Source organism: Sphingomonas sp. Leaf22 (assembly GCF_001421715.1).
Taxonomy (GTDB): Bacteria; Pseudomonadota; Alphaproteobacteria; order Sphingomonadales; family Sphingomonadaceae; genus Sphingomonas.
This window is the reverse complement of the sequence record NZ_LMKP01000003.1, coordinates 100,885-123,746: the sequence shown is the minus strand read 5'-3', so window position 1 is coordinate 123,746 and position 22,862 is coordinate 100,885. Positions and strand designations below refer to the sequence as shown.

At 66.9% G+C, this 22,862-nt stretch carries 25 protein-coding genes; 14 read left to right on the top strand and 11 right to left on the bottom strand.

The features are described 5' to 3' along the window. Position 1: 1 nt before the first annotated feature. From ASE70_RS03135 to pyrE, 7 genes are all read right to left on the bottom strand, one after another. On the bottom strand, positions 2–517 hold the full coding sequence (locus ASE70_RS03135; protein ID WP_443024825.1) for a DUF2141 domain-containing protein: 516 nt from the start codon (positions 515–517) through the stop codon (positions 2–4). Next, on the bottom strand, positions 514–1,428 hold the full coding sequence (locus ASE70_RS03130; protein ID WP_056501280.1) for a hypothetical protein: 915 nt from the start codon (positions 1,426–1,428) through the stop codon (positions 514–516). The genes ASE70_RS03135 and ASE70_RS03130 overlap by 4 nt, the downstream gene beginning before the upstream one ends. Before the next feature lie 42 nt (positions 1,429–1,470). Further along, positions 1,471–2,121 carry a maleylacetoacetate isomerase gene (gene maiA, locus ASE70_RS03125; protein ID WP_056501275.1) on the bottom strand — a complete coding sequence of 217 codons (651 nt, stop codon included), beginning with the start codon at positions 2,119–2,121 and terminating at the stop codon, positions 1,471–1,473. Beyond that, positions 2,118–3,074, bottom strand: coding sequence for a signal peptidase I (gene lepB / locus ASE70_RS03120; RefSeq protein WP_056501271.1), 957 nt, complete (start codon positions 3,072–3,074; stop codon positions 2,118–2,120). Before lepB ends, maiA begins: the two co-directional genes overlap by 4 nt. An 8-nt stretch (positions 3,075–3,082) precedes the next feature. Then, the gene (acpS, locus tag ASE70_RS03115; RefSeq protein ID WP_056501268.1) at positions 3,083–3,490 is read right to left on the bottom strand and encodes a holo-ACP synthase; all 408 of its coding nucleotides are present in this window, start codon (positions 3,488–3,490) and stop codon (positions 3,083–3,085) included. 151 nt (positions 3,491–3,641) lie between these two features. Then, on the bottom strand, positions 3,642–4,370 hold the full coding sequence (locus tag ASE70_RS03110; protein ID WP_055996661.1) for a pyridoxine 5'-phosphate synthase: 729 nt from the start codon (positions 4,368–4,370) through the stop codon (positions 3,642–3,644). Next, on the bottom strand, positions 4,367–4,948 hold the full coding sequence (gene pyrE / locus ASE70_RS03105; protein ID WP_056501302.1) for an orotate phosphoribosyltransferase: 582 nt from the start codon (positions 4,946–4,948) through the stop codon (positions 4,367–4,369). The genes ASE70_RS03110 and pyrE overlap by 4 nt, the downstream gene beginning before the upstream one ends. Before the next feature lie 204 nt (positions 4,949–5,152). On the opposite strand from pyrE, the gene coxB reads away from it, so the two are divergent. From coxB to ASE70_RS03045, 13 genes are all read left to right on the top strand, one after another. Then, positions 5,153–6,349, top strand: a complete 1,197-nt coding sequence (coxB, locus tag ASE70_RS03100) for a cytochrome c oxidase subunit II (protein ID WP_056501265.1) — start codon at positions 5,153–5,155, stop codon at positions 6,347–6,349. 1 nt (position 6,350) lies between these two features. Continuing rightward, positions 6,351–8,009 carry a cytochrome c oxidase subunit I gene (gene ctaD, locus ASE70_RS03095; RefSeq protein ID WP_055996667.1) on the top strand — a complete coding sequence of 553 codons (1,659 nt, stop codon included), beginning with the start codon at positions 6,351–6,353 and terminating at the stop codon, positions 8,007–8,009. 194 nt (positions 8,010–8,203) lie between these two features. Beyond that, positions 8,204–9,973: a DUF1800 domain-containing protein gene (locus ASE70_RS03090; RefSeq protein WP_082438945.1), complete on the top strand. Its 1,770-nt coding sequence runs from the start codon at positions 8,204–8,206 to the stop codon at positions 9,971–9,973. Then, the gene (locus ASE70_RS03085) at positions 9,970–11,361 is read left to right on the top strand and encodes a DUF1501 domain-containing protein (RefSeq protein WP_056501264.1); all 1,392 of its coding nucleotides are present in this window, start codon (positions 9,970–9,972) and stop codon (positions 11,359–11,361) included. The genes ASE70_RS03090 and ASE70_RS03085 overlap by 4 nt, the downstream gene beginning before the upstream one ends. Positions 11,362–11,523: 162 nt before the next feature. Beyond that, positions 11,524–13,815: a TonB-dependent receptor gene (locus ASE70_RS03080; protein ID WP_056501262.1), complete on the top strand. Its 2,292-nt coding sequence runs from the start codon at positions 11,524–11,526 to the stop codon at positions 13,813–13,815. Positions 13,816–14,115: 300 nt separating this feature from the next. Continuing rightward, complete coding sequence (locus ASE70_RS03075; RefSeq protein ID WP_056399489.1) at positions 14,116–15,015, top strand: heme o synthase; 900 nt, start codon at positions 14,116–14,118, stop codon at positions 15,013–15,015. Continuing rightward, positions 15,012–15,146: a hypothetical protein gene (locus ASE70_RS20845; RefSeq protein WP_268795536.1), complete on the top strand. Its 135-nt coding sequence runs from the start codon at positions 15,012–15,014 to the stop codon at positions 15,144–15,146. The genes ASE70_RS03075 and ASE70_RS20845 overlap by 4 nt, the downstream gene beginning before the upstream one ends. Next, positions 15,140–15,676 (top strand): cytochrome c oxidase assembly protein, encoded by a 537-nt coding sequence (locus ASE70_RS03070; RefSeq protein ID WP_056501299.1) that lies wholly within the window; start codon positions 15,140–15,142, stop codon positions 15,674–15,676. The genes ASE70_RS20845 and ASE70_RS03070 overlap by 7 nt, the downstream gene beginning before the upstream one ends. 52 nt (positions 15,677–15,728) lie before the next feature. Continuing rightward, positions 15,729–16,643 carry a cytochrome c oxidase subunit 3 gene (locus tag ASE70_RS03065; protein ID WP_056501297.1) on the top strand — a complete coding sequence of 305 codons (915 nt, stop codon included), beginning with the start codon at positions 15,729–15,731 and terminating at the stop codon, positions 16,641–16,643. Beyond that, entirely contained in the window at positions 16,643–17,026 is a 384-nt protein-coding gene (locus tag ASE70_RS03060; RefSeq protein WP_056501260.1) for a DUF983 domain-containing protein, read from the top strand. The genes ASE70_RS03065 and ASE70_RS03060 overlap by 1 nt, the downstream gene beginning before the upstream one ends. Next, positions 17,023–17,631: an SURF1 family protein gene (locus ASE70_RS03055; protein WP_056501255.1), complete on the top strand. Its 609-nt coding sequence runs from the start codon at positions 17,023–17,025 to the stop codon at positions 17,629–17,631. The genes ASE70_RS03060 and ASE70_RS03055 overlap by 4 nt, the downstream gene beginning before the upstream one ends. A gap of 10 nt (positions 17,632–17,641) precedes the next feature. Beyond that, on the top strand, positions 17,642–19,036 hold the full coding sequence (gene thrC, locus ASE70_RS03050) for a threonine synthase (RefSeq protein ID WP_056501252.1): 1,395 nt from the start codon (positions 17,642–17,644) through the stop codon (positions 19,034–19,036). Then, positions 19,036–19,905: a class I SAM-dependent methyltransferase gene (locus tag ASE70_RS03045; RefSeq protein ID WP_056501250.1), complete on the top strand. Its 870-nt coding sequence runs from the start codon at positions 19,036–19,038 to the stop codon at positions 19,903–19,905. Before thrC ends, ASE70_RS03045 begins: the two co-directional genes overlap by 1 nt. Before the next feature lie 25 nt (positions 19,906–19,930). Here the strand turns inward: ASE70_RS03045 and ASE70_RS03040 are convergent, their stop codons facing one another. From ASE70_RS03040 to ASE70_RS03030, 3 genes are read right to left on the bottom strand one after another with little or no spacing between them, the layout of a single operon-like run. Then, the gene (locus ASE70_RS03040; protein WP_056399459.1) at positions 19,931–20,566 is read right to left on the bottom strand and encodes a heme exporter protein CcmB; all 636 of its coding nucleotides are present in this window, start codon (positions 20,564–20,566) and stop codon (positions 19,931–19,933) included. Further along, complete coding sequence (ccmA, locus tag ASE70_RS03035; protein WP_056501247.1) at positions 20,563–21,129, bottom strand: heme ABC exporter ATP-binding protein CcmA; 567 nt, start codon at positions 21,127–21,129, stop codon at positions 20,563–20,565. The genes ASE70_RS03040 and ccmA overlap by 4 nt, the downstream gene beginning before the upstream one ends. After that, on the bottom strand, positions 21,126–21,521 hold the full coding sequence (locus ASE70_RS03030) for a metallopeptidase family protein (protein ID WP_056501243.1): 396 nt from the start codon (positions 21,519–21,521) through the stop codon (positions 21,126–21,128). Before ASE70_RS03030 ends, ccmA begins: the two co-directional genes overlap by 4 nt. A 47-nt stretch (positions 21,522–21,568) precedes the next feature. Between ASE70_RS03030 and ASE70_RS03025 the strand changes: the two genes are divergently transcribed. After that, positions 21,569–21,856 (top strand): 4a-hydroxytetrahydrobiopterin dehydratase, encoded by a 288-nt coding sequence (locus tag ASE70_RS03025; RefSeq protein ID WP_055996701.1) that lies wholly within the window; start codon positions 21,569–21,571, stop codon positions 21,854–21,856. 213 nt (positions 21,857–22,069) lie between these two features. On the opposite strand, the gene ASE70_RS03020 is transcribed toward ASE70_RS03025, so the two are convergent. Further along, positions 22,070–22,831 carry an SDR family oxidoreductase gene (locus ASE70_RS03020; protein WP_056501240.1) on the bottom strand — a complete coding sequence of 254 codons (762 nt, stop codon included), beginning with the start codon at positions 22,829–22,831 and terminating at the stop codon, positions 22,070–22,072. Positions 22,832–22,862 lie beyond the last annotated feature (31 nt).

Genomic DNA, 22,862 nt, shown 5'->3' with positions numbered 1-22,862 from the left:
GTCAGCCCAGCGGGGCGAAACCGCCCAGTCCGCGCAGATACTGGGCGCGCACCGTCGTCGTCGTCACGCCCGCCGGCACGTTCACGATCGCCTGTGCCAGTTTCGGCCGGGCGCGCCCGAGCTTGCCCGCGCCCGGAAACCCCGCGCCGTCGCGCATGAAATTGAACTTGTTGCGGCCGTCGCGGTCGTGGGTGAACAGCAACGCATAGCGGCCGGGCGACGGCGCACGGATGCACAGCTGCACAGTCCCCGACGTGGGCATGTCGGCCCAGACGCGGCGAAAGAACTTGCCCTCGGCGTGAAGGTCGCGATCGTCCTTCAGGAAATCGGCCTCGCTGGCCGGGTACAGCTCCAGCTTCAACCGGCCGGTCCGGTCCTTCAACCCGACGACGTTGACACGGATCGCCGGCCCCTGCCCGTTGTTGCAGGCGGCGGCGTCAGTGCCGATCGATTGCGCAGCGGCGGGCGTCGCGACGAGCAACGCCGCACCGAGCAGCGTCATGGGCAATTGCATCATTCTTTCCTTGCGAGCGCAGGAAGCCCGAATGCCGCCATCAACACCGCGTGGGTAAACAGGGTGAGTGTCGCAACGAACGCGACAAGGTCGGACAGGGCTTCGCCATGCCCGATGAACATAATCGCGAAGTTGGCGAAAAGAAGGTCTTTGTTCGGCAACAGCGGCAGCCGTGCCACCACGAGACGCCCGGCGGCGAGGAACAGCCACCATTTGATCGACACCAGCGGCATCGCGAAATAGCTGGCGATGCCGAAGGCCAGCGACCCGAGGATCAGCCGCATGCAATGCACGCCGAAGATCCAGCCGAGCGTCGGTGCCGGCAGCGAAAACACCCGCCGAGAGAACAACAGCAGCACGCCCGATATTCCGACCGCGACCGCCGCCGACCATGCCAGCATCCGCAATTGCGGCGGCGTGAACAATTCGAACGCAAAGGGCAGCGCCACCGCCAGCATCGCCACGGTCACGATATTGCCGGCGATCCCCGACAGGATCGTCACGTCCTTCACCGCGCCGAACGGCGCCGTCACCATCTTCAGCCGGGCACGCGCCCATGCATAGAAGAATACGTCGCCCGAATAGCCGATCACGACGTCGTTCGCGATCCGCTTGCGCACCAGCGCCCCGAACCCGTCGAACGGCAACCGCCACAGTGCGCGAAAGATGACGAAGTCGAACAGCGGCGGCGAGAGATAGGCAAGCGCGAAGAACACATAGAACCACGGCGAATCCGGCGCGGCCAGTTCGACCCCGGCCCAGCCATGGTCGAACAGCTCCCACGCCAGCCCGACGATCATCAGCGCCGACAGCGCCGCACCCAGCATACGCGGCCAGCGCGGGCGGAACCGCTCCATCGGTTCCAGCCCGGCAAGGTCGGGACCACCCCGTACGGCCTCGGTATCGCTTACCATGTCGCGCGACGTCCTACGCGCTTGGCCCGGCGTTCGCCAGCCTCATGCCGCAGGTGCCATCCGGTCGGCCACCCGGTCGGGATGCGCGGCGGCAAAGGCGGGCAAGTGCGCGGCCCGCGCGTCGATCGCGACCAGTTTCGGCCATGGCGACAGGTCGAGTTCGAACCGTCGCGCATTGTAGAGTTGCGGCACGAGGCAGCAATCGACCACGCCCGGTGCCGTATCCCCGAAGAATCCGTCAGTCGGCGCGCTTGCCTCCAGCGCATCCAGCCCCAGCGCGATCCAGTGGCGATACCAGTCCGCCTTGGCCCCGGCATCGGCCCCGAACTGGCTTTCGAGCCGCTGCAACACCCGCAGATTGTCGATCGGGTGGATGTCGGCGACGATCACCAGCGCCTGCGCCATCGCCTGCGCACGCGCCAGCGGATCGGACGGAAACAGGTGCGGCTCGGGATAGGTGCCGTCGAGCCAGTCGAGGATCGCCAGCGACTGGGTCAGCACCGTACCGTCGGACAGCACTAGCGCCGGGACCAGTCCCTGGCGATTGCGCGCCAGATGCTCGGCCCGGCGCTGTTCGCCCTGTAGCAGCGAAATCTCGACCCGGTCATAGGCGACGCGCTTGAGATTCAGCGCGATGCGGACGCGATACCCCGCCGACGACCGGAAATAGTCGTACAGCGTCACATCGCTCACTGCGCGGCTCCGCTCGCCGGCACCAGCGAAGTGCCCGCGCGGCCGCTGCGGAACGAACTGAACCAAGTCGCCGGGTTCAGGCTAGTGGTGCCGTCGAGCGAGAAGGTGATGAACTCGGCGCGCCCGCCGATATTCTCCCACGGCACCGGTCCGTTCAGGCCCCGCTCGGCTTCCGAAAAACGGCTGTCGGCGCTGTTGTCGCGGTTGTCGCCCATCAGGAAGAGGCAATTGGCCGGGATCACGATCGGCGCGAAATTGTCGCCCTGCGAACCCTGGCGGAAGTCGATCGTGTCATATTGCCGACCATTCGGCAGCGTTTCCCGGTACATCGGCAGGCGACAGAACGCGCCCTTGTCGGTCTGCACCAGCGCGCCCGGATATTGATCGGGATCGCAGCGGGTATTCGCGTCGACCGGGATCATCGCATCGCCCATCGCCTTGCGCGGGATGGCGACGTCGTTGATGTAGACGACACCCCCCGCCACCTCCAGCCGGTCGCCCGGCAGGCCGATGACACGCTTGATCAGGTCGGTGTTGCTTCCCGGAGGCTTGACGATGACCACGTCGCCGCGCTCGGGCAGCGAACCCCACAGCCGGCCACGCCATGCCGGCAACTGGACGCTCCACGTATCCTGCGGCTGATGCAGGACGATGTCGCGGAACATCGCCACCGGATTGGGAATGGTCGGCGAGACGAACGACCAGCCATAGGCATATTTGCTCACCACCAGCCGGTCACCGACGCGCAGCCCCGGCAGCATTGATTCGGACGGGATGTAAAAGGGCTTGGCGATGAAGCTGTGGAAACCCAGCACCACCAGCAACAGCCAGAACAGCCCGCGCACTTCGCCCTTCCAGTCGAGCCGCGCGCGGCGCGGATGATGGTGGGCGGGCGCCGGGGTCGGCGACGACGCGGGAACTCCCTTGTTCTCCAGCGCCAGATGATCGGCCATCGAACGTCCTACTCTGTTGCCGGCACCGCTTCGATGATGACGAACGCCTGCGCCCAGGGGTGATCGTCGGTCATCGTCAGATGCACCCTCGCGACGTGGCCCGCCGGCATCATCGCGTCAAGCCGCGCTTTCGCGCCACCGGTCAATGCCAGCGTCGGCGCTCCCGACGCGGCGTTGACGACGCCGATGTCGCGCATGAACACGCCCTGCGCAAAGCCGGTGCCGACCGCCTTGGAAAAGGCTTCCTTGGCGGCGAACCGTTTGGCGAGCGTACCGGCGCGGGTGAAGGGACGCCTGGCGGCCTTCGCCTGTTCGACATCGGTGAAGACGCGCTGAAGGAAGCGATTGCCGAACCGGTCGAGCGACGACTGGATGCGGTCGATGTTGCAGAGATCGGAGCCAAGACCGACGATCATGAAATCCTCCCCATCGCAGATGGGGAGAGAGACCATGCGTCGCATGGTTGAGGGGGCGTTGGCGCAGCCGGCGCTACGCGCCGCCCCTCCACCACCGCCTTCGGCGGCGGTCCCCCGCCCCAAGCACGCTTGGGGAGGATTTGCACGGCCCTCACCGTGCGGTTTCCATCAAATCCTTCATCCGCCGCACCATCGGCCCCAACCCGCCGAAGATCGCCTCACCGATCAGGAAATGGCCGATATTCAGCTCCCGCACCTGCGGGATCGCGGCGATCGGAATGACATTGTCGAAGGTCAGGCCATGGCCGGCATGAACCTCGATCCCGTTCTTTGCCGCCAGCGCCGCTGCATCGGCGATACGCCGCAGTTCGGCGACCTGTTCGTCACCGGACAATTCGGCATAGCGGCCGGTGTGTAGCTCGACCACCGGTGCGCCGAGCGCCACCGCCGCCGCGATCTGCTCCGCATCGGGTTCGATGAACAGCGATACCCGGATCCGCGCCGCGCCCAGTTCGCGCATCATCGGGGCAAGCGTGTTGTGCTGCCCGGCCGCATCCAGCCCGCCCTCGGTCGTGCGCTCCTCGCGCTTTTCGGGCACGATGCAGGCGGCGTGCGGGCGATGGCGCAGCGCGATGCCCAGCATCTCGTCGGTCGCCGCCATTTCGAGGTTGAGCGGTACGGTCAGTTCCGCCGACAGCCGCGCGATATCGTCGTCGGTGATGTGGCGGCGATCCTCGCGCAGATGGGCGGTGATCCCGTCCGCGCCATGCTCCGCCGCCAGCAGCGCGGCACGTACCGGATCGGGATAGCCCGAGCCGCGCGCGTTGCGGACGGTTGCGACGTGATCGATGTTGACGCCGAGGCGCAGTGGCTCGCTCACGCCGCGCGGCTCCCCGGCTTGATCGCCGGGATCGCCGCCAGATCGGCGGGCAGCGCATCGGGTCGATAGCTCGGCACGTCGAGGCGGATCAACGGGAAGAACGGCACGCCCAGATCCGCCCCGCCGTTCGACCGGTCGACCAGCGACGCCGCCGCCACGACCTTGCCGCCCGCCGCCCCGATCGCGGCGATCGCCTCGCGCGACGACAGGCCGGTGGTCACCACATCCTCCATCATCAGCACGCGGGTGCCGGCATCGATGCGGAAACCGCGGCGCAGTTCGAAGGTGCCGGTCGGCCGTTCGAGGAACATGGCAGGCACGCCCAGCGACCGGCCCATCTCATGCCCGACGATCACCCCGCCCATCGCCGGCGAGATCACGACATCGATCGATTCGCGCGCATCAGCGGGCAGGCGGGCCGCCAGTTCGTCGCACAGCCGTGCGGCACGGCGCGGGTCCATCAACACGCGCGCACATTGCAGATAGCGGGACGAGCGCAGGCCCGACGACAGGATGAAATGTCCCTCCAGCAGCGCTTCCGCCTGCCGGAATTCATCGAGGATCGCGTCGTCGTTCATGGTTGTCGTCCCGCCGGTTGCCGTCGCGCGCCGCATTAGTCCGGCACCGGGTACGTTCGCAACCATCGCTTGAGGCCGGGCGACATGCCGCGTATAGCCCGGAGGGTTAGGGTTTCCAAACGCCCGCCCTATGCGACCACGCCGGTCAAGAAGCGTGCAGCATAACTTGTAACGGGGTGACACGACACGATGCGAAGCATTGGGATGAGGATGTTTGTTTACGCGGCCGCCGCGGCATTGGCGGGAACCGCCTATGCGCAGCAGCCAGCGGCAGTAACGCCGGGCACCGGCGCGGTAGCGACCGCGCCGCAGGCAGGGGCCCCGCCGCCGGGATCGGCGGAGGCCAATCTGACCGGACAGGTGACGCCGCCGGCGACCGCCGCGGCCCCGACGCCGCCTGCGGTGCAGGACCCGACGCTCAATGCCGACGGATCGCCGCGCATGGTCGCGACGCCGAATGTCGGCCAGCCGACCGACCGCACGATCGACCTGCAGACGCAGGTCACGCCGAATGGGCGCGAGGGGAAGGCGTTCCACAACCACATCCTGATGCCGGTGATCGTCGTCATCTCGCTGCTGGTGCTGTTCCTGCTCGGCTATGTCGCGTTCCGGTTCCGGGAGAAGGCGAACCCGGTCCCATCGAAGACGTCGCACAACACCGTCATCGAAATCATCTGGACCGCTGCTCCGGTGCTGATCCTCGCCGCGATCGCGGTACCGTCGATCGGGCTGCTCGCTCGCCAGTTCAAGCCGGCCCCCGACAATGCGGTGACGCTGAAGGCAATCGGCAACCAGTGGTTCTGGTCCTACGAATATCCCGATTATGGCGGCGTGTCGGTGACCGCCAACATGCTGAAGGAACGCAATGAAGTCGGTCCGGGCCAGCGGTTCCGCACCGATGCCGACGGTCCCCGCCTGCTCGCCGTCGACAATCGCATCGTGCTGCCGGTCGGTGTGCCGATCCGGCTGATCACCACCGCCACCGACGTGATCCATAGCTGGGCGATGCCCGCCTTCTGGATCAAGCTCGACGCGGTACCCGGACGGCTGAACGAAACCAGCTTCACCATCGAAAAGCCGGGCCTGTATTTCGGCCAGTGCAGCGAGCTGTGCGGTGCGCGCCATGCGTACATGCCGATCGCGGTCGAAGCGGTGCCGGTCGCGCAGTTCAACCAGTGGATCCGTGCCAAGGGCGGCACGCTGCCCAGCCCGGCACAGGCCGCCGCCCCCAGCAACGCCGTGATCCCGCAGCCGGGTGCCGATGCCGCCGACGCCACGTCGGAAGCCGGCAACACCGCCAGCGACGCGTCAACGCCGGTCGTCAACGCGACCGAAGCCGCCTCTCCCTCCACCCAGCGCGCCACCGGCAACGGCGGCGGCGTCGGCAACGTGGACCAGTAAGATGACCGATTCCGCCCTTTCCGGCCACCACGCGTTCGACGCGCACGGGCACGGCCACGACGCGCATCACCACGATGCCGATCACAAGCCGGCGTTCTTCGCCCGCTGGTTCATGTCGACCAACCACAAGGATATCGGGACGCTGTACCTGATCTTCGCGATCGTCGCGGGGATCATCGGCGGGGCGATTTCGGGGGTGATGCGCCTCGAACTCGCCGAACCGGGCATTCAGTGGCTGCCATGGCTGTCGGGACATGAAGGCGATCAGGCGCTCCATTTCTGGAACGTGCTGATTACCGCGCATGGCCTCATCATGGTGTTCTTCATGGTCATGCCGGCGATGATCGGGGGCTTCGGCAACTGGTTCGTCCCGATCATGATCGGCGCGCCCGACATGGCGTTCCCGCGCATGAACAACATCTCCTTCTGGCTGCTCATCCCCGCCTTCGCGCTGCTGCTGGGCAGCACGATGTTCGGCGGCGGGGCGGGTACCGGCTGGACGGTCTATGCCCCGCTGTCGACCTATGGCGAGCCCGGTCCCTCGGTAGACATGGCGATCCTGTCGCTGCACCTCGCCGGTGCGTCGTCGATCCTGGGCGCGATCAACTTCATCACCACCATCTTCAACATGCGCGCGCCGGGCATGACCCTGCACAAGATGCCGCTGTTCGTGTGGTCGGTGCTGGTCACCGCGTTCCTGCTGCTGCTCGCGCTGCCGGTGCTCGCCGCGGCGATCACCATGCTGCTGACCGATCGCAAGTTCGGCACCACCTTCTTCGATCCGGCCGGCGGCGGCGATCCGATCCTGTACCAGCATCTGTTCTGGTTCTTCGGTCACCCCGAAGTCTACATCATGATCCTGCCGGGCTTCGGCATCATCAGCCACATCGTCGCGACGTTCAGCCGCAAGCCGGTGTTCGGCTATCTCGGCATGGCCTATGCCATGGTCGCGATCGGTGCGGTCGGCTTCGTCGTGTGGGCGCACCATATGTTCACGACCGGCCTGAGCGTGAACACCAAGATGTATTTCACCGCAGCGACGATGATCATCGCGGTGCCGACCGGCATCAAGATCTTCTCGTGGATCGCGACGATGTGGGGCGGCAGCCTGCGCTTCCCCACGCCGATGCTGTGGGCGATCGGGTTCATCTTCATGTTCACGGTCGGCGGCGTGACCGGCGTCGTGCTGGCCAATGGCGGCGTCGACGACGTGCTGCACGACACCTATTATGTCGTTGCGCACTTCCACTACGTCTTGTCGCTGGGGGCGGTGTTCGCGCTGTTCGCCGGCTTCTATTACTGGTTCCCGAAGATGTCGGGGAAGATGTACAACGAACTGCTCGGCAAGCTGCACTTCTGGGTGTTCTTCATCGGCGTGAACGTCATGTTCTTCCCGATGCACTTCCTCGGCGCGCAGGGCATGCCGCGGCGCTATCCGGACTATCCGGACGCCTATGCCTTCTTCAACCACATCGCCTCGGCCGGATACGGCATCATGGCGATCGGCATGGTGTTCTTCTTCGTCAACGTCGTCATCTCGCTGATCGGCGGGCGCAAGGCGGCGGACAATCCATGGGGCGACGGTGCGACGACGCTCGAATGGACGCTGTCGTCGCCCCCGCCCTTCCACCAGTTCGAAACCCTGCCCAAGGTCGACTGACCCGACGGCCCGATCGAAACAGCAAACGCCCCGGAGCGATCCGGGGCGTTTTTTTGGGGTTTCACAGGGCTCGATACGGCTGCGCAACCGTCGCGTTAACGGCCGGTAAACCATGAATCCGCAGGAAAATCCGCATGTTAATCATTCCCCAACCATAGGCCGCTATCCCCGTCGTCAGCGTACAGGGGATTGCCATGTTGGGCGACGAAACGATCATCGACACCGCTGATCGGACACCGGTTTCTGAACAGGCGACGCGGGCGCTGCCCGTCGATGCCTTGCCCGCTTCGGGCTTCGCGGCGAAGCACGGCGTGGTCGCCGCTGCCGCCTTGCTGGCGGCATGCGATTCGGGCGGAGGCGGCTCGGGCCCCGGCACGGTGACCGTCGCCGGCCCCAGCCCTACGCCGACGCCCGCCCCCACGCCGACCCCGACCCCTACCGTCGCCGCCCTGAACGCCCGCAGCGCCAGCCGCTTCCTGGCGCAGGCGACGATGGGCGCGACCCGCACCGGCATCGATTCGGTGCTGAACACCGGGATCGCCGGCTGGATCGAGGCGCAGTTCGCGGTCCCCCGCCCAACCAGCCACTGGGACTGGATGGTCGCCAACGGCTATGCCGAGGCGAACAAGATCAACGTCCAGAGCGGCTATGACGCCAGCGTCTGGCGGCAGGTGATCGCCGGCCCCGATGCGCTGCGCCAACGGGTGACGGTGGCGCTGCTCGACTATCTGGTGGTCGGCATGGGCGCGCTGAACATCAGCTGGCGGTCGCTGGCGGTCGCGGCGTATACCGACGTGCTGGCAGATAACGCGTTCGGCAACTACCGCGATCTGCTGGGTGCGATCAGCCGGAACGCGGCGATGGGCATGTTCCTGACGTTCGTGAACAGCAAGAAGGGCAATCCGTCGACCGGCAGCCTGCCCGACGAGAATTATGCGCGCGAACTGATGCAGCTGTTTACGCTCGGCGTGAATCAGCTCGAACAGGACGGCACCGTCCGCATGTCGAACGGACAGGCGCTCGAAACCTATACGCTCGACGACGTGTCGCAGCTGGCCCGCATCTTCACCGGATTGCAGCTTGTCAGCAGCGATACGACGACCCCCGACCGGATGCGCCAGCCGCTGATCCTGAACGCGGCGAACAACGAAACCGGATCGGCGACCTTCCTTGGCGCGACGGTATCGGGGGGCGGCATGGCCGCGCTCGACGCGGCGCTCGACGTTATTTTCCGCCATCCCAACGTCGCGCCGTTCGTGTCGAAGCAGCTGATCCAGCGGCTGGTCACCTCCAACCCCAGTCCCGCCTATGTCGGGCGCGTCTCCGCCGCCTTCGCCAATAACGGCAGCGGCGTGCGCGGCGACATGAAAGCGGTGATCCGCGCGATCCTGCTCGACCCCGAAGCGCGCGACGAAGCCGCCGCGCTGGCCAGCACCACCGCCGGCCGCCTGCGCGAACCGGTGCTGCGGCTGACCAACTGGGCGCGTGCGTTCGGCGTCACCTCGCCCAGCGACGCATGGGCGATCGGCGACACGACCAGCACCACCACCCGGCTGGGGCAGGGCATCGGGCGCGCCGCCAGCGTGTTCGGCTTCGTCCGGCCGGGCTTCACCCCGCCGGGAACGGCGATGGTGCAGGCCGGGCTGACCGCACCCGAATTCCTGATGTCGAGCGAACAGACCAACATCGCCTACATCAATTACATGCAGTCGCTGGTCGGCGGCGGCACCGGCGATACCAAGGCGGATTACGCGCCGATGATGGCGCTGGCGTCGGACAGCGCGAAGCTGGTCGACGAGGTCAACCTGATCCTCGCCGCCGGACAGCTGCGCGCGTCGACGCTCGCGTCGATCCGGGCCGCGGTCGACAGCATACCGCTCACCGCGAACAACGCCACGCTCAACCGAACCGGGGTCGCGATCCTGCTGACCCTTGCCTCGCCCGATTATCTGGTGCTGAAATGAACGCTCCGACCATCCTGACCGACGTATCCCGCCGCGCGTTCCTGCAACGCTCCGCCCTGTTCGGCGTGGCCGGGGTCGCAGCCCCGTTCGTCACCAGCCTCGGCGCGATCGGCGAGGCGGCGGCGGCCACCGCCAATGATTACAAGGCGCTGGTCTGCATCTTCCTTGCGGGCGGTAACGACCATTTCAACACGCTGGTCCCCTATGATCCGACCAGCCACGCCAAATATGCGTCGCTGCGCAGCTCGCTCGCCTTCTCGCGCGAGGCGCTGGCACCGACCGTCCTGCTGCCGACCGCCGACCTTGGCGGGCGGGCCTATGCGCTGGCACCGGCGATGGCCCCGCTCGGCCCGTTGTTCGATGCCGGGCGGATGGCGGTGGCGATGAACGTCGGCACGCTGATCCAGCCGACGACCAAGGCGCAATATCAGAACAAGTCGGTGCGCCTGCCGCCCAAGCTGTTCAGCCATAACGACCAGCAGAGCTTCTTTCAGGCGTCGAGCCCCGAAGGGGCCGGCTCGGGCTGGGGCGGCCGGATCGGCGATCTGTTCCAGTCGGGCAACGGCACGTCGGCGGTCACCTGCATCAACGCATCGGGCAACGCCGTCTTCCTGTCGGGCCGTAACGCGATCCAGTATAATGTCGGCACCGGCGGCCCCGTCCCGCTGCTGCGCAACGCCACGTCGCTCTATGGATCGACCGTCGCCGCGCAGACGCTGCGCCAGATGATGACCGACACCAATCCGCACATGTTCGGCGGCGAATATGCGCGGATCAACAAGCGGGCGATGGATACGCAGGTCCAGCTCGCCAACGGTCTGGCGGGGGTTCCGGAGGCGAATTTCCCGCTATTCCCCGACGATAACGGCCTTGCCGACCAGCTGCGGATGGTCGCGCGGATGATCGCGATCTCGGGGAATCTGGGGACGAAGCGCCAGGTGTTCTTCGTGTCGATGGGCGGGTTCGACCTGCACGACAATCTCGCATCGAACCAGCCGCGCCTGCTCGGCAAACTGGCCGACGCGATGCGCGCGTTCCACGACACCACCGCCGCGCTGGGCGTCGCCGACAAGGTGACGACCTTCACCGGTTCGGATTTCGGGCGGACGCTGCCGTCGAACGGCAATGGGTGCGACCATGGCTGGGGATCGATGCACTTCGTCATGGGCGGCGCGGTCAAGGGCAAGCGGCTGTACGGCACCGCCCCGCTGGTCGGCACCAACACCCCGGACGACGTGGGACAGGGGCGGCTGATCCCGACGATGTCGGTCGACCAATATGCGTCGACGCTGGCGCGCTGGTTCGGCGTGTCGGACGGCGACATGTCGACGGTGCTGCCCAATATCGGCAATTACGACAAATCGAGCTGGGGTCAGGGGTTCGTCTGATCGCATAACGAATATCGCTGTCATGCTATTGCCATAACTCGGTCCTAGCGCGCCCGCCGGGGATGGTCCGCCATGCCGTACAGATAGTTAGTCGTTCGGGTTCGGGGGAACCACGCGCGGCGGTACGGCAGCGGGTCCATCCGTCACAGGGAAGGAACCGAGATGAACACCCGTTTGCCGCTGCTCGCCAGCGCCGCACTGATCGCGCTCGCCACACCGGCATTCGCGCAGACCGCGCCGACACCCGCCGAACCCGCGACCGAGGCCGGTCTAGACGATATCGTCGTCACCGCCGAACGCCGCGAGGAACGGTTGCAGGATACGCCGCTGTCGGTCGGCGTCGCGACCGGCGACGACCTCCGTCAGTTCCAGTCGGGCGGCGAGGACACGCTGCTGTCGCTGTCGGGCCGCATCCCCGGCCTCTATGCCGAAACGACGACCGGCCGCATCTTCCCGCGCTTCTACATTCGCGGGCTCGGCAATATCGATTTCTATCTCGGCGCGTCGCAGCCGGTGACGGTGATCCAGGACGATGTGATCCTCGAACACGTCGTCCTGAAATCGAACCCGGTCTATGACGTTCAGCAGGTCGAGGTGCTGCGCGGGCCGCAGGGGTCGCTGTTCGGCCGCAACACCACCGCCGGCATCATCAAGTTCGACACGATCCGCCCCTCGGCCACGTTCCAGAGCCGGGCACAGGCGTCCTACGGCACGTATAACAGCGCCAGCTTCGATGCCGGCGTCGGTGGTCCGATCACCGACGGGCTGATGGTCCGCGTGTCGGCGCTGGTCCAGCACCGCGACGACTGGGTCGACAACACCTATGCCGGCGTCAGCGCCGACAATACCCAGACGCCCAAGAAGAACGCGATGGGCGGCTTCGACGATCGCAACCTGCGCGTGCAGGTGCGCGCCCAGCCGACCGATGCGGTCACCATCGACCTGTCGGGCCATGCCCGCTGGTATGAAGGCACCTCGACCATCTTCCACCGGGCCGCGTTGAAGCGTGGGTCGAACGACGTCTCGGCCGAACCGCGCGATCGCATCGCGCTCGACGAAGGCGGCAACAATCCGCAGGCATACGACACCTATGGCGCGTCGGCGCGGATGGCGTTCGACATCGGGCCGGTCGTGCTCAGCTCGATCACTGCGTATGAGACGACCAGCGGGTCGAGCCGTGGCGACACCGATGGCGGTGCGGCCGCGCTGTTCCCGGTGAACGGCGTTGCCAACGGTTTCGGCCAGAGCCGTGGCAATATCCGCGACCTCGACCAGTGGTCGCAGGAAATCCGCCTTGCCTCGACCGGGACCGGCCCGTTCGGCTTTCAGGTCGGCGGTTTCTATTTCGACAATCGCGACGTCACCGAATTCTATCAGCGCGGCTTCTTCCTGACGACGGCGGCGCGCAACCCGAACAACTGGGTCCGGCTGCGCGACGTCAACACGTCGTGGGCCGCGTTCGGACAGGCGCATTACGACCTGACCGACCGGCTGACGCTGACCGCCGGCGCGCGCATCACCGAGGACAGCAAGCATACGCGGCTGGTGAAGACCGCCAATACCGCCGCCAATGTCGTCACCTATCGTGGGCGGACCGACGTTAAGCTGTCGTCGACCGAGCCGAGTTGGGACGTCAGCCTGTTGTACAAGGCGAGCGACGATTTCAGTCTCTATTCGCGCGTCGCCCGCGGCTTCCGGGGGCCGACGATCCAGGGGCGTTCGGCGGTGTTCAACGCCGACTTCACCACCGCCGATTCGGAAACGATCCTGTCGTTCGAGACGGGTTTCAAGAGCAGCCTGATCGACAACACGCTGCGCCTGAACGCCACCGTGTTCGGCTACCGGGTCAAGGACATCCAGCTGAACGGCAATGATTCGAACGGCAACGGCGTGCTGTTCAATGCCGACAAGGCGCAGGCATACGGCGTCGAGGCCGAGCTAGACTGGAAGCCGGTGCCGCAGCTGACGCTGGGTCTGGGCGGCAGCTGGCTGCACTCGGCGATCCGCGACAAGCGCGTGTTCGCACAGGTCTGCGCGCTGAACGGCGTGGTCGTCTGCACCGTCGACAACCCGACGATCCGGGTCGGCACCAACGTCTTTGCCCAGATCGACGGCGAACCGCTGCCCAACGCGCCGGAATATACGCTCGACCTGACCGCGCGCTGGGACCAGCCGCTGAACGACGGTTCGCGCGTGTTCGTCGCCACCGACTGGAATTTGCAGGGCTATACGCAGTTCACTTTGTACCGCGCGCGCGAATTCACCGCGAACGGCAACTTCGAAGGCGGGTTGAAGATCGGCTATGCCCCGCCGTCGGACGCATGGGAATTGTCGGTGTTCGCGCGCAACATCACCAATGAAAAGAACCTGAAGGGCGTGATCGAGAATTACATGGCCGCCGTGTTCAACGACCCGCGGATCATCGGCGTCTCGCTGTCGGGCAAGTTCCGGTAACGCGCTGACCGCTCCCCCGTCCGTCCTTCCGGCGCAGGCCGGAATCCATGGATGGGGGGACGGCGGTGATGGATTCGAGACCCTCCGACACAATGGATCACGGCCTTCGCCGGGATGACGAGGTTCCCCCCTATCGTCACCCCCGCGCAGGCGGGGGTCCATAGCCGCCGACGCCGGTTGGGACTCCTACGGACGTTGCGTCTATGGATTCCCGCCTGCGCGGGAATGACGAAGAGCCATGGAGACAGCGCGAACTTCACACCGCTTTCCCCCGCCCCCACAACCGCCTATACGACGGCGATGACCGCGCAGACGATTACCCTGCCCGCCGAGTGGCGCGATTTCCTTGCTCTTACCAAGCCACGCGTGATGTCGCTGGTCGTCTTCACCGGGCTGTGCGGGATGCTGGCCGCGCCGGTCGCGATCCATCCGGTGATCGGCTTCACCGCCGTGCTGTGCATCGCGCTGGGCGCGGGCGCGGCGGGGGCGCTCAACCAGTGGTACGAGGCCGATCTCGACGCCAAGATGAAGCGGACGCAGGGCCGGCCCCTTCCCGCCGGCCGGATGGACCGGCAATCGGCGCTGCATTTCGGCGTCGGCCTCGCGATCTTTTCGGTCGTGCTGATGGGGCTGGCGGTGAACCTCGCCTCCGCCGCGATCCTGACGGTGTCGATCCTGTTCTACGTGCTGGTCTATACCGTGTGGCTCAAACGCCGGACGCCGCAGAACATCGTGATCGGCGGGGCGGCGGGCGCGTTTCCGCCGCTGATCGGCTGGGCGGCGGCGACCGGCGACGTCGCGCTGCTGCCGTTCCTGCTGTTCAGCCTCGTCTTTCTGTGGACACCGCCGCATTTCTGGGCGCTCGCGCTGTTCGTGAAGACCGATTACGCCAATGCCGGCGTGCCGATGCTGCCGGTGGTCGCGGGCGAGCGGACGACGCGGACCCAGATCGGGCTGTACACGATTCCGATGGCCGCGGTTGCGGTCGCGCCGTGGCCGCTGGGGCTGACCGGTCCGATCTACGGCATTGCCGCCTGCCTGCTGACCGCAACCTTCGGGTTGCTGGCGGTGCAGGTCGCGCTGCGTTCGACCGGGGTCGACGACAGGATGAAGCCCGAAAAGCGGCTGTTCGCCTTCTCGATCCTGTATCTTTTCGCGATGTTCGGCGCGCTGGTCGCCGACCGGTGGATATTGGCATGAGCGAACACGACGACCGCATCCGCGCCCGGCAGCGCGAACGGGCCAGGGTGATGGCGTGGCTGCTCGGCGCGTTCGTCGTTCTGCTGTTCGCGATCACCATCGTCAAGATTCAGGCGGGGCTGGGATCGTGACCCGTAACCTGCGCGTGGCGTTGCTGGCGGTGGCGGGCGTGGTCGGCATGACCGGCGTCGGTTTCGCCAGCGTGCCGCTGTACCGCATGTTCTGTCAGGCGACCGGCTTCAACGGCACGACCCAGCGCGGGCAGGTCGCCCCGGGCGGCATCGGCGACAAGGTGGTGGTGCGGTTCGACACCAACACCAATCCAGCGCTGGGATGGGAGTTCAAGCCCGAACGCGCGTCGGAAACCGTCGATATCGGCGCGCGCGACATGGCGTTCTTCACCGCGAAGAATCTGTCCGACCGCCCGGTCACCGGCACCGCCACCTTCAACGTGACGCCGAGCCAGGCGGGCAAATATTTCACGAAAATCCAGTGCTTCTGTTTCACGCAGCAGACGCTGCAACCGGGCGAGACGGTGCGCATGCCGGTGATCTTCTTCGTCGATCCCAAGATCCATGACGATCCCGATGCGAAGGACATTCGCGCAATCACCCTCTCCTACACATTTTACCCGGTGGATTCGGGCGCGACGACCAGCTAGGATCACGCGCAAACGCGCTCCGCACAAGGCGCGAACAGCTTAGGGACGGATGATGGCAGGCGCGAAGAACCACGATTTTCACATCCTGCCCCCCAGCATCTGGCCGCTTGCCAGTTCGATGGCCGCCTTCATGATGGCGGCGGGCGGTGTCATGTATCTCAACGAAGCGGCGCTCGGCGGATTCGTGTTCGGTGCCGGCCTGATCGCGACCCTGTCCTGCATGGGCTTCTGGTGGGCCGACGTGATCCGCGAAGCGAAGGCGGGCGACCATACCCCGGTGGTGCAGCTGCACCTGCGCTATGGCATGATCCTGTTCATCGCGTCCGAAGTGATGTTCTTCGTCGGCTGGTTCTGGTCGTGGTTCGACTTCTCGCTCTTCCCCGCCGCGGTCCAGTATAATCACGAAGACGGCGTCTCGCTGATCGAGGCGGGCAATACCGCCGTCGTCGCGCAATGGCCGCCGGCGGGCCTCGAAGTACTCAACGCCTTCGAACTGCCGCTGCTCAACACCTTCATCCTGCTGCTGTCGGGCACCACCGTGACGTGGGCGCATCACGCGCTGATCCACAACCAGCGCGGTGGCGCGCTCAAGGGGCTGTGGGGCGCGATCGGCGTGGGGGAGAATGACGGCGTGAAGAAGGGGCTGTGGCTGACCGTCCTGCTCGGCGCACTGTTCTCGTGCATCCAAGCCTATGAATATATCCACGCGCCGATGCCGTTCAAAGGGCTGAACTATGGCGCGGCCTTCTACATGGCGACCGGGTTCCACGGCTTCCACGTGCTGGTCGGCACCATCTTCCTCGCCGTCAACCTGATCCGCGCCTATAAGGGCGACTTCACCCCGAAGCAGCATTTCGGTTTCGAAGCGGCGGCGTGGTATTGGCACTTCGTCGACGTGGTGTGGCTGTTCCTGTTCGTCGTCATCTATGTCTGGGGCGGCTGGGGCGCGCCGATCCACGGCGGCTGATGCCCGGCCAACCGGGCGCGGGTGCCCCTGCGCCCTTCGACTGCGGCGTGCGCGGCCTATGCCCGCGTTGCGCCGCGCCAACCCTGTTCCGCAGTCCCATAGCCTTCGCCGATCGCTGTTCGGCCTGTGGCCTCGATTTCGACGCGTTCAACGTCGGTGACGGCCCGGCGGCATTTCTGACGCTCGGCATCGGCACGATCATCACCGTCCTCGCCATCTGGCTCGAACTCGCCGCGGGACCGCCATGGTGGGTGCATGTGCTGCTGTGGGTACCGCTGACCATCCTCGGCGTGGTCGGCAGCCTGCGCATCGCCAAGGGCATGTTGATCGCACTCGAATATCGGCGCGGCGCGGGCGAAGGCCGGATCGACCCGCGCCCATGAAACGCCTGCCGATCCTGTCCACGCTGATCGTGCTGCTGGCGGTCGCGGCGATGGTCGCGCTCGGGCTGTGGCAGTTGCAGCGCCGCGCCGAAAAGGCGGCGTTGATCGCCCATGCCAGTGCCAATCTCGACCGGCCGGTGCAGCCCCTACCGTCGCGGATCACCGACGACCTGTTGTTCGCCCGCGTGACCGCCACCTGTGCGCGGGTCGGCGACTGGACGATGGGTGCCGGCCGCGCGGTCGATGACAGCTCGGGCTATCGCCATATCGCAAGCTGCACCGGTCCGACCGGTCAGGTGTTCCGCGTCGACCTCGGCGTCGCCGCCGATCCGAAACTGCGTCCGCTATGGTCCGGTGGCGCGGTGGCCGGTACGCTCAGCCACGCACCGGGCGGGCCGACGCTGCTCGACCGGATGACCGGCCGCGCCACGCCGCCTGCGCCGATGATCGTGTCGGATACGCCCGCCCCGGGCCTGAAGGCCAGCCGCCGCCCCGATCCCGCCAGCCTGCCCGACAACCACCTCGCTTATGCGATCCAGTGGTTCGCCTTCGCCTTGGCCGCGGTCATCATATACTTGCTGGCACTTCGCCGTCGCAGCCGCTAACCGCAGCCCCATGCGGTATGTCAGCACCAGGGGCCATGCGCCCGACCTCGACTTCGCCGGCGCGACGCTGGCCGGTTTGGCCAGCGACGGCGGCCTGTATCTGCCCTATGCTTGGCCGACGCTGACCCGCGAAGCGATCGCCGCACTGGCCGGCCTGAGCTATGCCGAGACCGCCGCCAAGGTGATGGCGCCGTTCGTCGGCGATGCGATGTCCGAATCCGAACTGCTCGCGCTGTGCGAAACCGCCTATGGCCGGTTCAGCCACAAGGCAGTGACCCCGCTGGTGCAGATCGACCATGACCAATGGCTGCTCGAACTGTTCCACGGGCCGACGCTGGCGTTCAAGGACGTCGCGCTGCAATTGCTGGGGCTGTTCTTCGAACGGTTCCTGACCGGCACGACCGATCCCCTGACGATCATCGGCGCGACCAGCGGCGATACCGGATCGGCGGCGATCGATGCAGTCGCCGGGCGCGAGCATATCGACATCTTCATGCTGCACCCCGCCGGCCGCGTGTCCGACGTGCAGCGGCGGCAGATGACGACCGTGTTGTCGCCCAACGTCCACAATATCGCGATCGAGGGCGATTTCGACACCGCGCAGGCGCTGGTCAAGGCGATGTTCAATGACCCCGGTTTCTCGGGTCGCTTCCGCCTGTCCGCCGTCAATTCGATCAACTGGGCGCGGTTGATGGCGCAGGTCGTCTATTATTTCTATGCCGCGGTGCGGTTGGGCGGACCGGACAAGGCGATCGCCTTTTCGGTCCCGACCGGCAATTTCGGCGATGTGTTCGCCGGATACGTCGCCGCGCAGATGGGGCTGCCGATCGCGAAGCTGATCGTCGCGACCAACGTCAACGACATCCTCCACCGCGCGCTGACCAACGGCGATTATTCCAGCGCGCAGGTCACGCCGACCGCGACCCCGTCGATGGATATCCAGGTCAGCTCGAACTTCGAACGGCTCCTGTACGATCTGGGCGGTCGCGACGGCGTCGCGCTGGGCGAACAGATGCGCGGGTTCGAATCGACGCGGGCGATGCGGCTGACCAATGCGCAGCAGCAGGGCGCGGCATCGCTGTTCCAGAGCGCGCGCGTCGATGGCGAGGGCATGGCGCGGGCGATGCGCTGGGCACGCGATCATGCCTCGCAGATCATCGATCCGCACACCGCCATCGCGCTGGCCGCCGCGCTCGACAGCGACATCGACGCGCCGATGGTGACGCTGGCGACCGCACACCCGGCCAAATTTCCCGACGCAGTCGAACGCGCGATCGGCACCCGCGCCCCGCTGCCGCCGCGCGTCGGCGACCTGTTCGATCGCGAGGAACGCTATGTCACCCTGCCCGCGACGTTCGAGGCGGTAACGAGCTGGATCGCCGAACGGGCGACGCCCCGCGCGTAATGGACCCGATCGCACTTATCGGCGAACCATGGGGTGATTACGGGCTGATCGACTGCGGTCATGGTCGCAAGCTCGAACGCTATGGCCCGTTCCGCTTCATCCGGCCCGAACCGCAGGCGATGTGGGCACCGGCGCTGGCCGAATGGGACGCGCATGGCGAGTTCGTGCCGGGATCGGACGAAGATGGCGGCGGCCGCTGGCAGTTCTTCAAACAACCCCCGCGTGACTGGCCGCTGACATGGCGCGAGGTGCGGTTTTCGGCGAGCAACACGCCGTTCCGCCATCTCGGCTTCTTTCCCGACATGGCCCCGGTGTGGGACTGGATGCGCGTGCGGCTGGACGGGGCGAGCGATCCCGAATGCCTCAACCTGTTCGGCTATACCGGTGTCGGCAGCCTTGCGCTGGCGGCGGCGGGCGCGCGCGTCGTCCATGTCGATGCGTCGAAGAAATCGGTCGAACAGGCGCGCGCCAATGCCGCGCTGTCGGAGATGACCGACAAGCCGGTCCGCTGGCTGGTCGAGGATGCCGCGAAGTTCGTCGCGCGCGAGGTGCGGCGCGGAAGGCGCTATGACGGCATCATCCTCGATCCGCCGAAATGGGGACGCGGGCCGAATGGCGAGGTGTGGAAGCTCGAAGAGCATCTGCCGGCGATGATCGCCGATTGTCGCCAGTTGCTCGACGGCGAGTCGCGCTTCCTGTTCCTCACCGTCTATGCCGTGCGGATGTCGGCGCTGGCGATCGGGGAACTGCTGCGCCAGTCACTCGGCGATCTGGGCGGGCGGGTCGAATGCGGCGAACTGGGCGTGCGCGAGGAAACGCGCGGGCTGACCCTACCGACCGCGATCTTCGCACGGTGGCGTAGAGACTGAGTCCTCCCCGTGCCGGGGAGGATTTTTACGTCCGGCCGATCCGCATCGCGGCGCCTGCCACCACCGGCCCGCCCGCGCACAGCAACAGGCTGGTCGCCGCCAGCAGCTTCATCGCCCCCGCGCCCCCCTCCAGCCCGCCCGCGCCGAAGATCACGATCGGCAACGCCAGCGGCAGCATCACCAGCCCCGCCACCGCGCCCCCGCCGCGCAAGCCCGCGACCAGTGCCGCCGTCGCCACGCTCAGCGCCGCCAGCCCCGGCGTGCCGATCAGCAACCCGGCCTCCAGCATCACCAGCGTGCGGCCATCTATCCCGAGCAGCGCCGCCGACAGCGCCGCCGCCAGCATCACCGCCGGCGCGAAGCCCAGCCAGTGGCCGATCGTCTTGGCCAATGCGATGCCGCTGTCGCTCCACCCGCGCACGACCAGTTGATCCACCACCCCGCTGTCGACATCGGGCGCGACCAGCCGCTCGATCGGCAGCAACGCCGCCAGCAGCGCCGCCGCCCACGCGACCCCGCCGCCGATCCGTGCCAGCAGCGCCGCATCCGGCCCGATCGCGAACGGAAACAGCGTCGCGACCAGAAGGAAGAACGCGACCGGCAGCAGCAACCCGCCCCCGCTCCACGCGATCCGCAATTCGCGGACGATCAGCGGGGTCACAGCGTCACCATGACGGCACCCGGCAACGCCACCGGCACATGGCTGGCGACCAGCACCGCGCCGCCGTCCGCCCGCCGCGCCGCGATCGCCGCCTCCAGCCGTTCGAGCGATGCCGTGTCCAATCCGTTGGCGGGTTCGTCGAGCAACCAGATCGGCGCACCGCCGGCGATCACCCGCGCGATCGCCGCGCGCCGCCGTTGCCCGGTCGACAGCATCCGCACCGGCACCTCGGCCAGCACCCCGATCCCCATCGCCGCCAGCGCCGCCGTCACCCCGTCCCGCGCCCCGTCCAGCCCGGCCCAGAAGCCGAGCGCCGTGGCCAGCGGCACTTGCGGGTCGAGTGCCGCCGCCTCGCCCAGCAACGCCACCGCCCCGCCGCGCGTGACGTCACCCTCGGTCGGCGGCAACAGACCGGCGGCGATCCGCACCAGCGTCGACTTGCCGACCCCGTTCGGCCCCTGCACCAGCAGCGCCGCGCCGGCCCCCAGGTCGAACGACAGGTCGGCGAACAGCACCCGCTGTCCGCGCGCGCCGCTGACCCGGTCGAACGCCAGCAGGCTCAATCCGCATCTTCCAGCGCGTGCATGTCGTCGTCGGACAGGCCGAAATGATGGCCGACCTCATGCACCACGACATGCCGGATCAGGTCGCCGAGATCGACGCCGGTCTCACACCATTCGGCGAGCAGCGGCTGGCGGTACAGATGGATGCGATCGGGCAGGCGCATTCCGTCGAACATCGATTTTTCGCCGACCGGACTGCCATGATACAGGCCGGTCAGTTCGTACGGCTCCATCGCCATCGCCGACAGCGTCTCCTCGTCGGCAAATTCCTCGACCAGCAGGACGATGTCGGACAGGTGGCCGGCGAACGGTTCGGGAATGCGCGCCAGCGCGGCACGCGCCAACGCTTCCATCTCGGCGGCACTCGGGGCGGTTCGCGCTTGATCGGACATGGTCCACGCAATAGGCCTTGCCGCCACCACGAGACAAGGGAGCGACGATGGAACCGCTGAGCCAAGCCGAACGCGCCGATGCGCTCGACGGCCTGCCCGACTGGGACCATGATGGCGGGCGGGACGCGATCGTGCGCAGCTTCACCTTCGACAATTTTTCGCAGGCGTTCGCGTTCATGACGCAGGTCGCGCTGCTGGCAGAAAAGGCCGACCATCACCCCGAATGGTCGAACGTCTACAACCGCGTCGACATCCTGCTCACCACCCACGACGCGGGCGGGCTGTCGGACCGCGATATCGACATGGCGCAGGCAATCGACGCGCTGGTGGAATAGGCCAACGGTCCTACGCGCGCAGGTCGAGGGATACGAAGGCCGACCGACATTCGAGAACCGCGTTTCCTCTCCCCTCCCTGACAAGGGAGGGGTCGGGGGTGGGTCGGTTTGTTGGCGGGCGTGACCGTCCCTCGCAGGCCGACCCACCCCCAGCCCCTCCCTTGTCAGGGAGGGGAGTAATGCCCGAACCCTGCCGCTGAGCGTCGACCGCCCCTATCGCCGCCGCATCTGCTGCCGCAATTTTCCCGGCAGCCACCGCGCGGCGAAGCGCATCCGCCGGGCGGTCGGCCCGACCGGCGTGTGGATCGCGTCACCATGGACGGCGTCCCATGCCGCCTGCGCCACCACCTCTACCGGCGTGAATTCCAGCCCCGCCGCGCGGACCTGCTGGCGGACAGTATGGTTGCTCCCCGCCAGTGACGCGTCGAGCAGCGGCGTGTCGATGAACCCCGGCATTAGCGAGCGCACGCGGATGCCGTCCGCCGCCCATTCGCCGTCAAGGGCCTCGGTCAGCCCGCGCACTCCGAACTTCGTCGCCGAATAGACCGCAGCCCCCGCCGTCCCGTAGATCCCCGCCGCCGATGCGGTGTTGAGCAGGCAGCCACCGCTCGCCTTCAGCAACGAATGCGCGGCATGCGCGCCGTGGATCACCCCGGTCAGGTTGACGGCAATCGTTCGTTCGATCGCGGCGGGCGTCATCTCGGCAAAGACCCCGCCTGCCGCGATGCCGGCATTGTTGAACAGCACGTCGATCCCGCCGTCCACGGCAAACCCGGCGAGCGGCGCATCCCATGCCGCGCGGTCGGTCACGTCGAACACGAACGTCGCCGCCCCGCAGGACAACAACGCCGCCGTCTCCGCCAGTCCCGCAGCATTGACGTCTGCCAGACCGATCCGCCAGCCGCGGCCCGCGAACAACTGCGCCACCGCCCGCCCGATACCCGACCCGCCGCCGGTGATGAAGATCGCTTTCATCCCCGCAGCATCGGACAAGAACGGCAACGAT

Excerpts from the sequence above, each read along its gene's own strand:
- ASE70_RS03135 (WP_443024825.1), bottom strand. The coding sequence starts at position 517 with ATGATGCAATTGCCCATGACGCTGCTCGGTGCGGCGTTGCTCGTCGCG.
- ASE70_RS03130 (WP_056501280.1), bottom strand. The coding sequence starts at position 1,428 with ATGGTAAGCGATACCGAGGCCGTACGGGGTGGTCCCGACCTTGCCGGG.
- lepB (WP_056501271.1), bottom strand. The coding sequence starts at position 3,074 with ATGGCCGATCATCTGGCGCTGGAGAACAAGGGAGTTCCCGCGTCGTCG.
- acpS (WP_056501268.1), bottom strand. The coding sequence starts at position 3,490 with ATGATCGTCGGTCTTGGCTCCGATCTCTGCAACATCGACCGCATCCAG.
- pyrE (WP_056501302.1), bottom strand. The coding sequence starts at position 4,948 with ATGAACGACGACGCGATCCTCGATGAATTCCGGCAGGCGGAAGCGCTG.
- coxB (WP_056501265.1), top strand. The coding sequence starts at position 5,153 with ATGAGGATGTTTGTTTACGCGGCCGCCGCGGCATTGGCGGGAACCGCC.
- ctaD (WP_055996667.1), top strand. The coding sequence starts at position 6,351 with ATGACCGATTCCGCCCTTTCCGGCCACCACGCGTTCGACGCGCACGGG.
- ASE70_RS03090 (WP_082438945.1), top strand. The coding sequence starts at position 8,204 with ATGTTGGGCGACGAAACGATCATCGACACCGCTGATCGGACACCGGTT.
- ASE70_RS03085 (WP_056501264.1), top strand. The coding sequence starts at position 9,970 with ATGAACGCTCCGACCATCCTGACCGACGTATCCCGCCGCGCGTTCCTG.
- ASE70_RS03080 (WP_056501262.1), top strand. The coding sequence starts at position 11,524 with ATGAACACCCGTTTGCCGCTGCTCGCCAGCGCCGCACTGATCGCGCTC.
- ASE70_RS03075 (WP_056399489.1), top strand. The coding sequence starts at position 14,116 with ATGACCGCGCAGACGATTACCCTGCCCGCCGAGTGGCGCGATTTCCTT.
- ASE70_RS20845 (WP_268795536.1), top strand. The coding sequence starts at position 15,012 with ATGAGCGAACACGACGACCGCATCCGCGCCCGGCAGCGCGAACGGGCC.
- ASE70_RS03065 (WP_056501297.1), top strand. The coding sequence starts at position 15,729 with ATGGCAGGCGCGAAGAACCACGATTTTCACATCCTGCCCCCCAGCATC.
- ASE70_RS03060 (WP_056501260.1), top strand. The coding sequence starts at position 16,643 with ATGCCCGGCCAACCGGGCGCGGGTGCCCCTGCGCCCTTCGACTGCGGC.
- ASE70_RS03055 (WP_056501255.1), top strand. The coding sequence starts at position 17,023 with ATGAAACGCCTGCCGATCCTGTCCACGCTGATCGTGCTGCTGGCGGTC.
- thrC (WP_056501252.1), top strand. The coding sequence starts at position 17,642 with ATGCGGTATGTCAGCACCAGGGGCCATGCGCCCGACCTCGACTTCGCC.
- ASE70_RS03045 (WP_056501250.1), top strand. The coding sequence starts at position 19,036 with ATGGACCCGATCGCACTTATCGGCGAACCATGGGGTGATTACGGGCTG.
- ASE70_RS03030 (WP_056501243.1), bottom strand. The coding sequence starts at position 21,521 with ATGTCCGATCAAGCGCGAACCGCCCCGAGTGCCGCCGAGATGGAAGCG.
- ASE70_RS03025 (WP_055996701.1), top strand. The coding sequence starts at position 21,569 with ATGGAACCGCTGAGCCAAGCCGAACGCGCCGATGCGCTCGACGGCCTG.
- ASE70_RS03020 (WP_056501240.1), bottom strand. The coding sequence starts at position 22,831 with ATGAAAGCGATCTTCATCACCGGCGGCGGGTCGGGTATCGGGCGGGCG.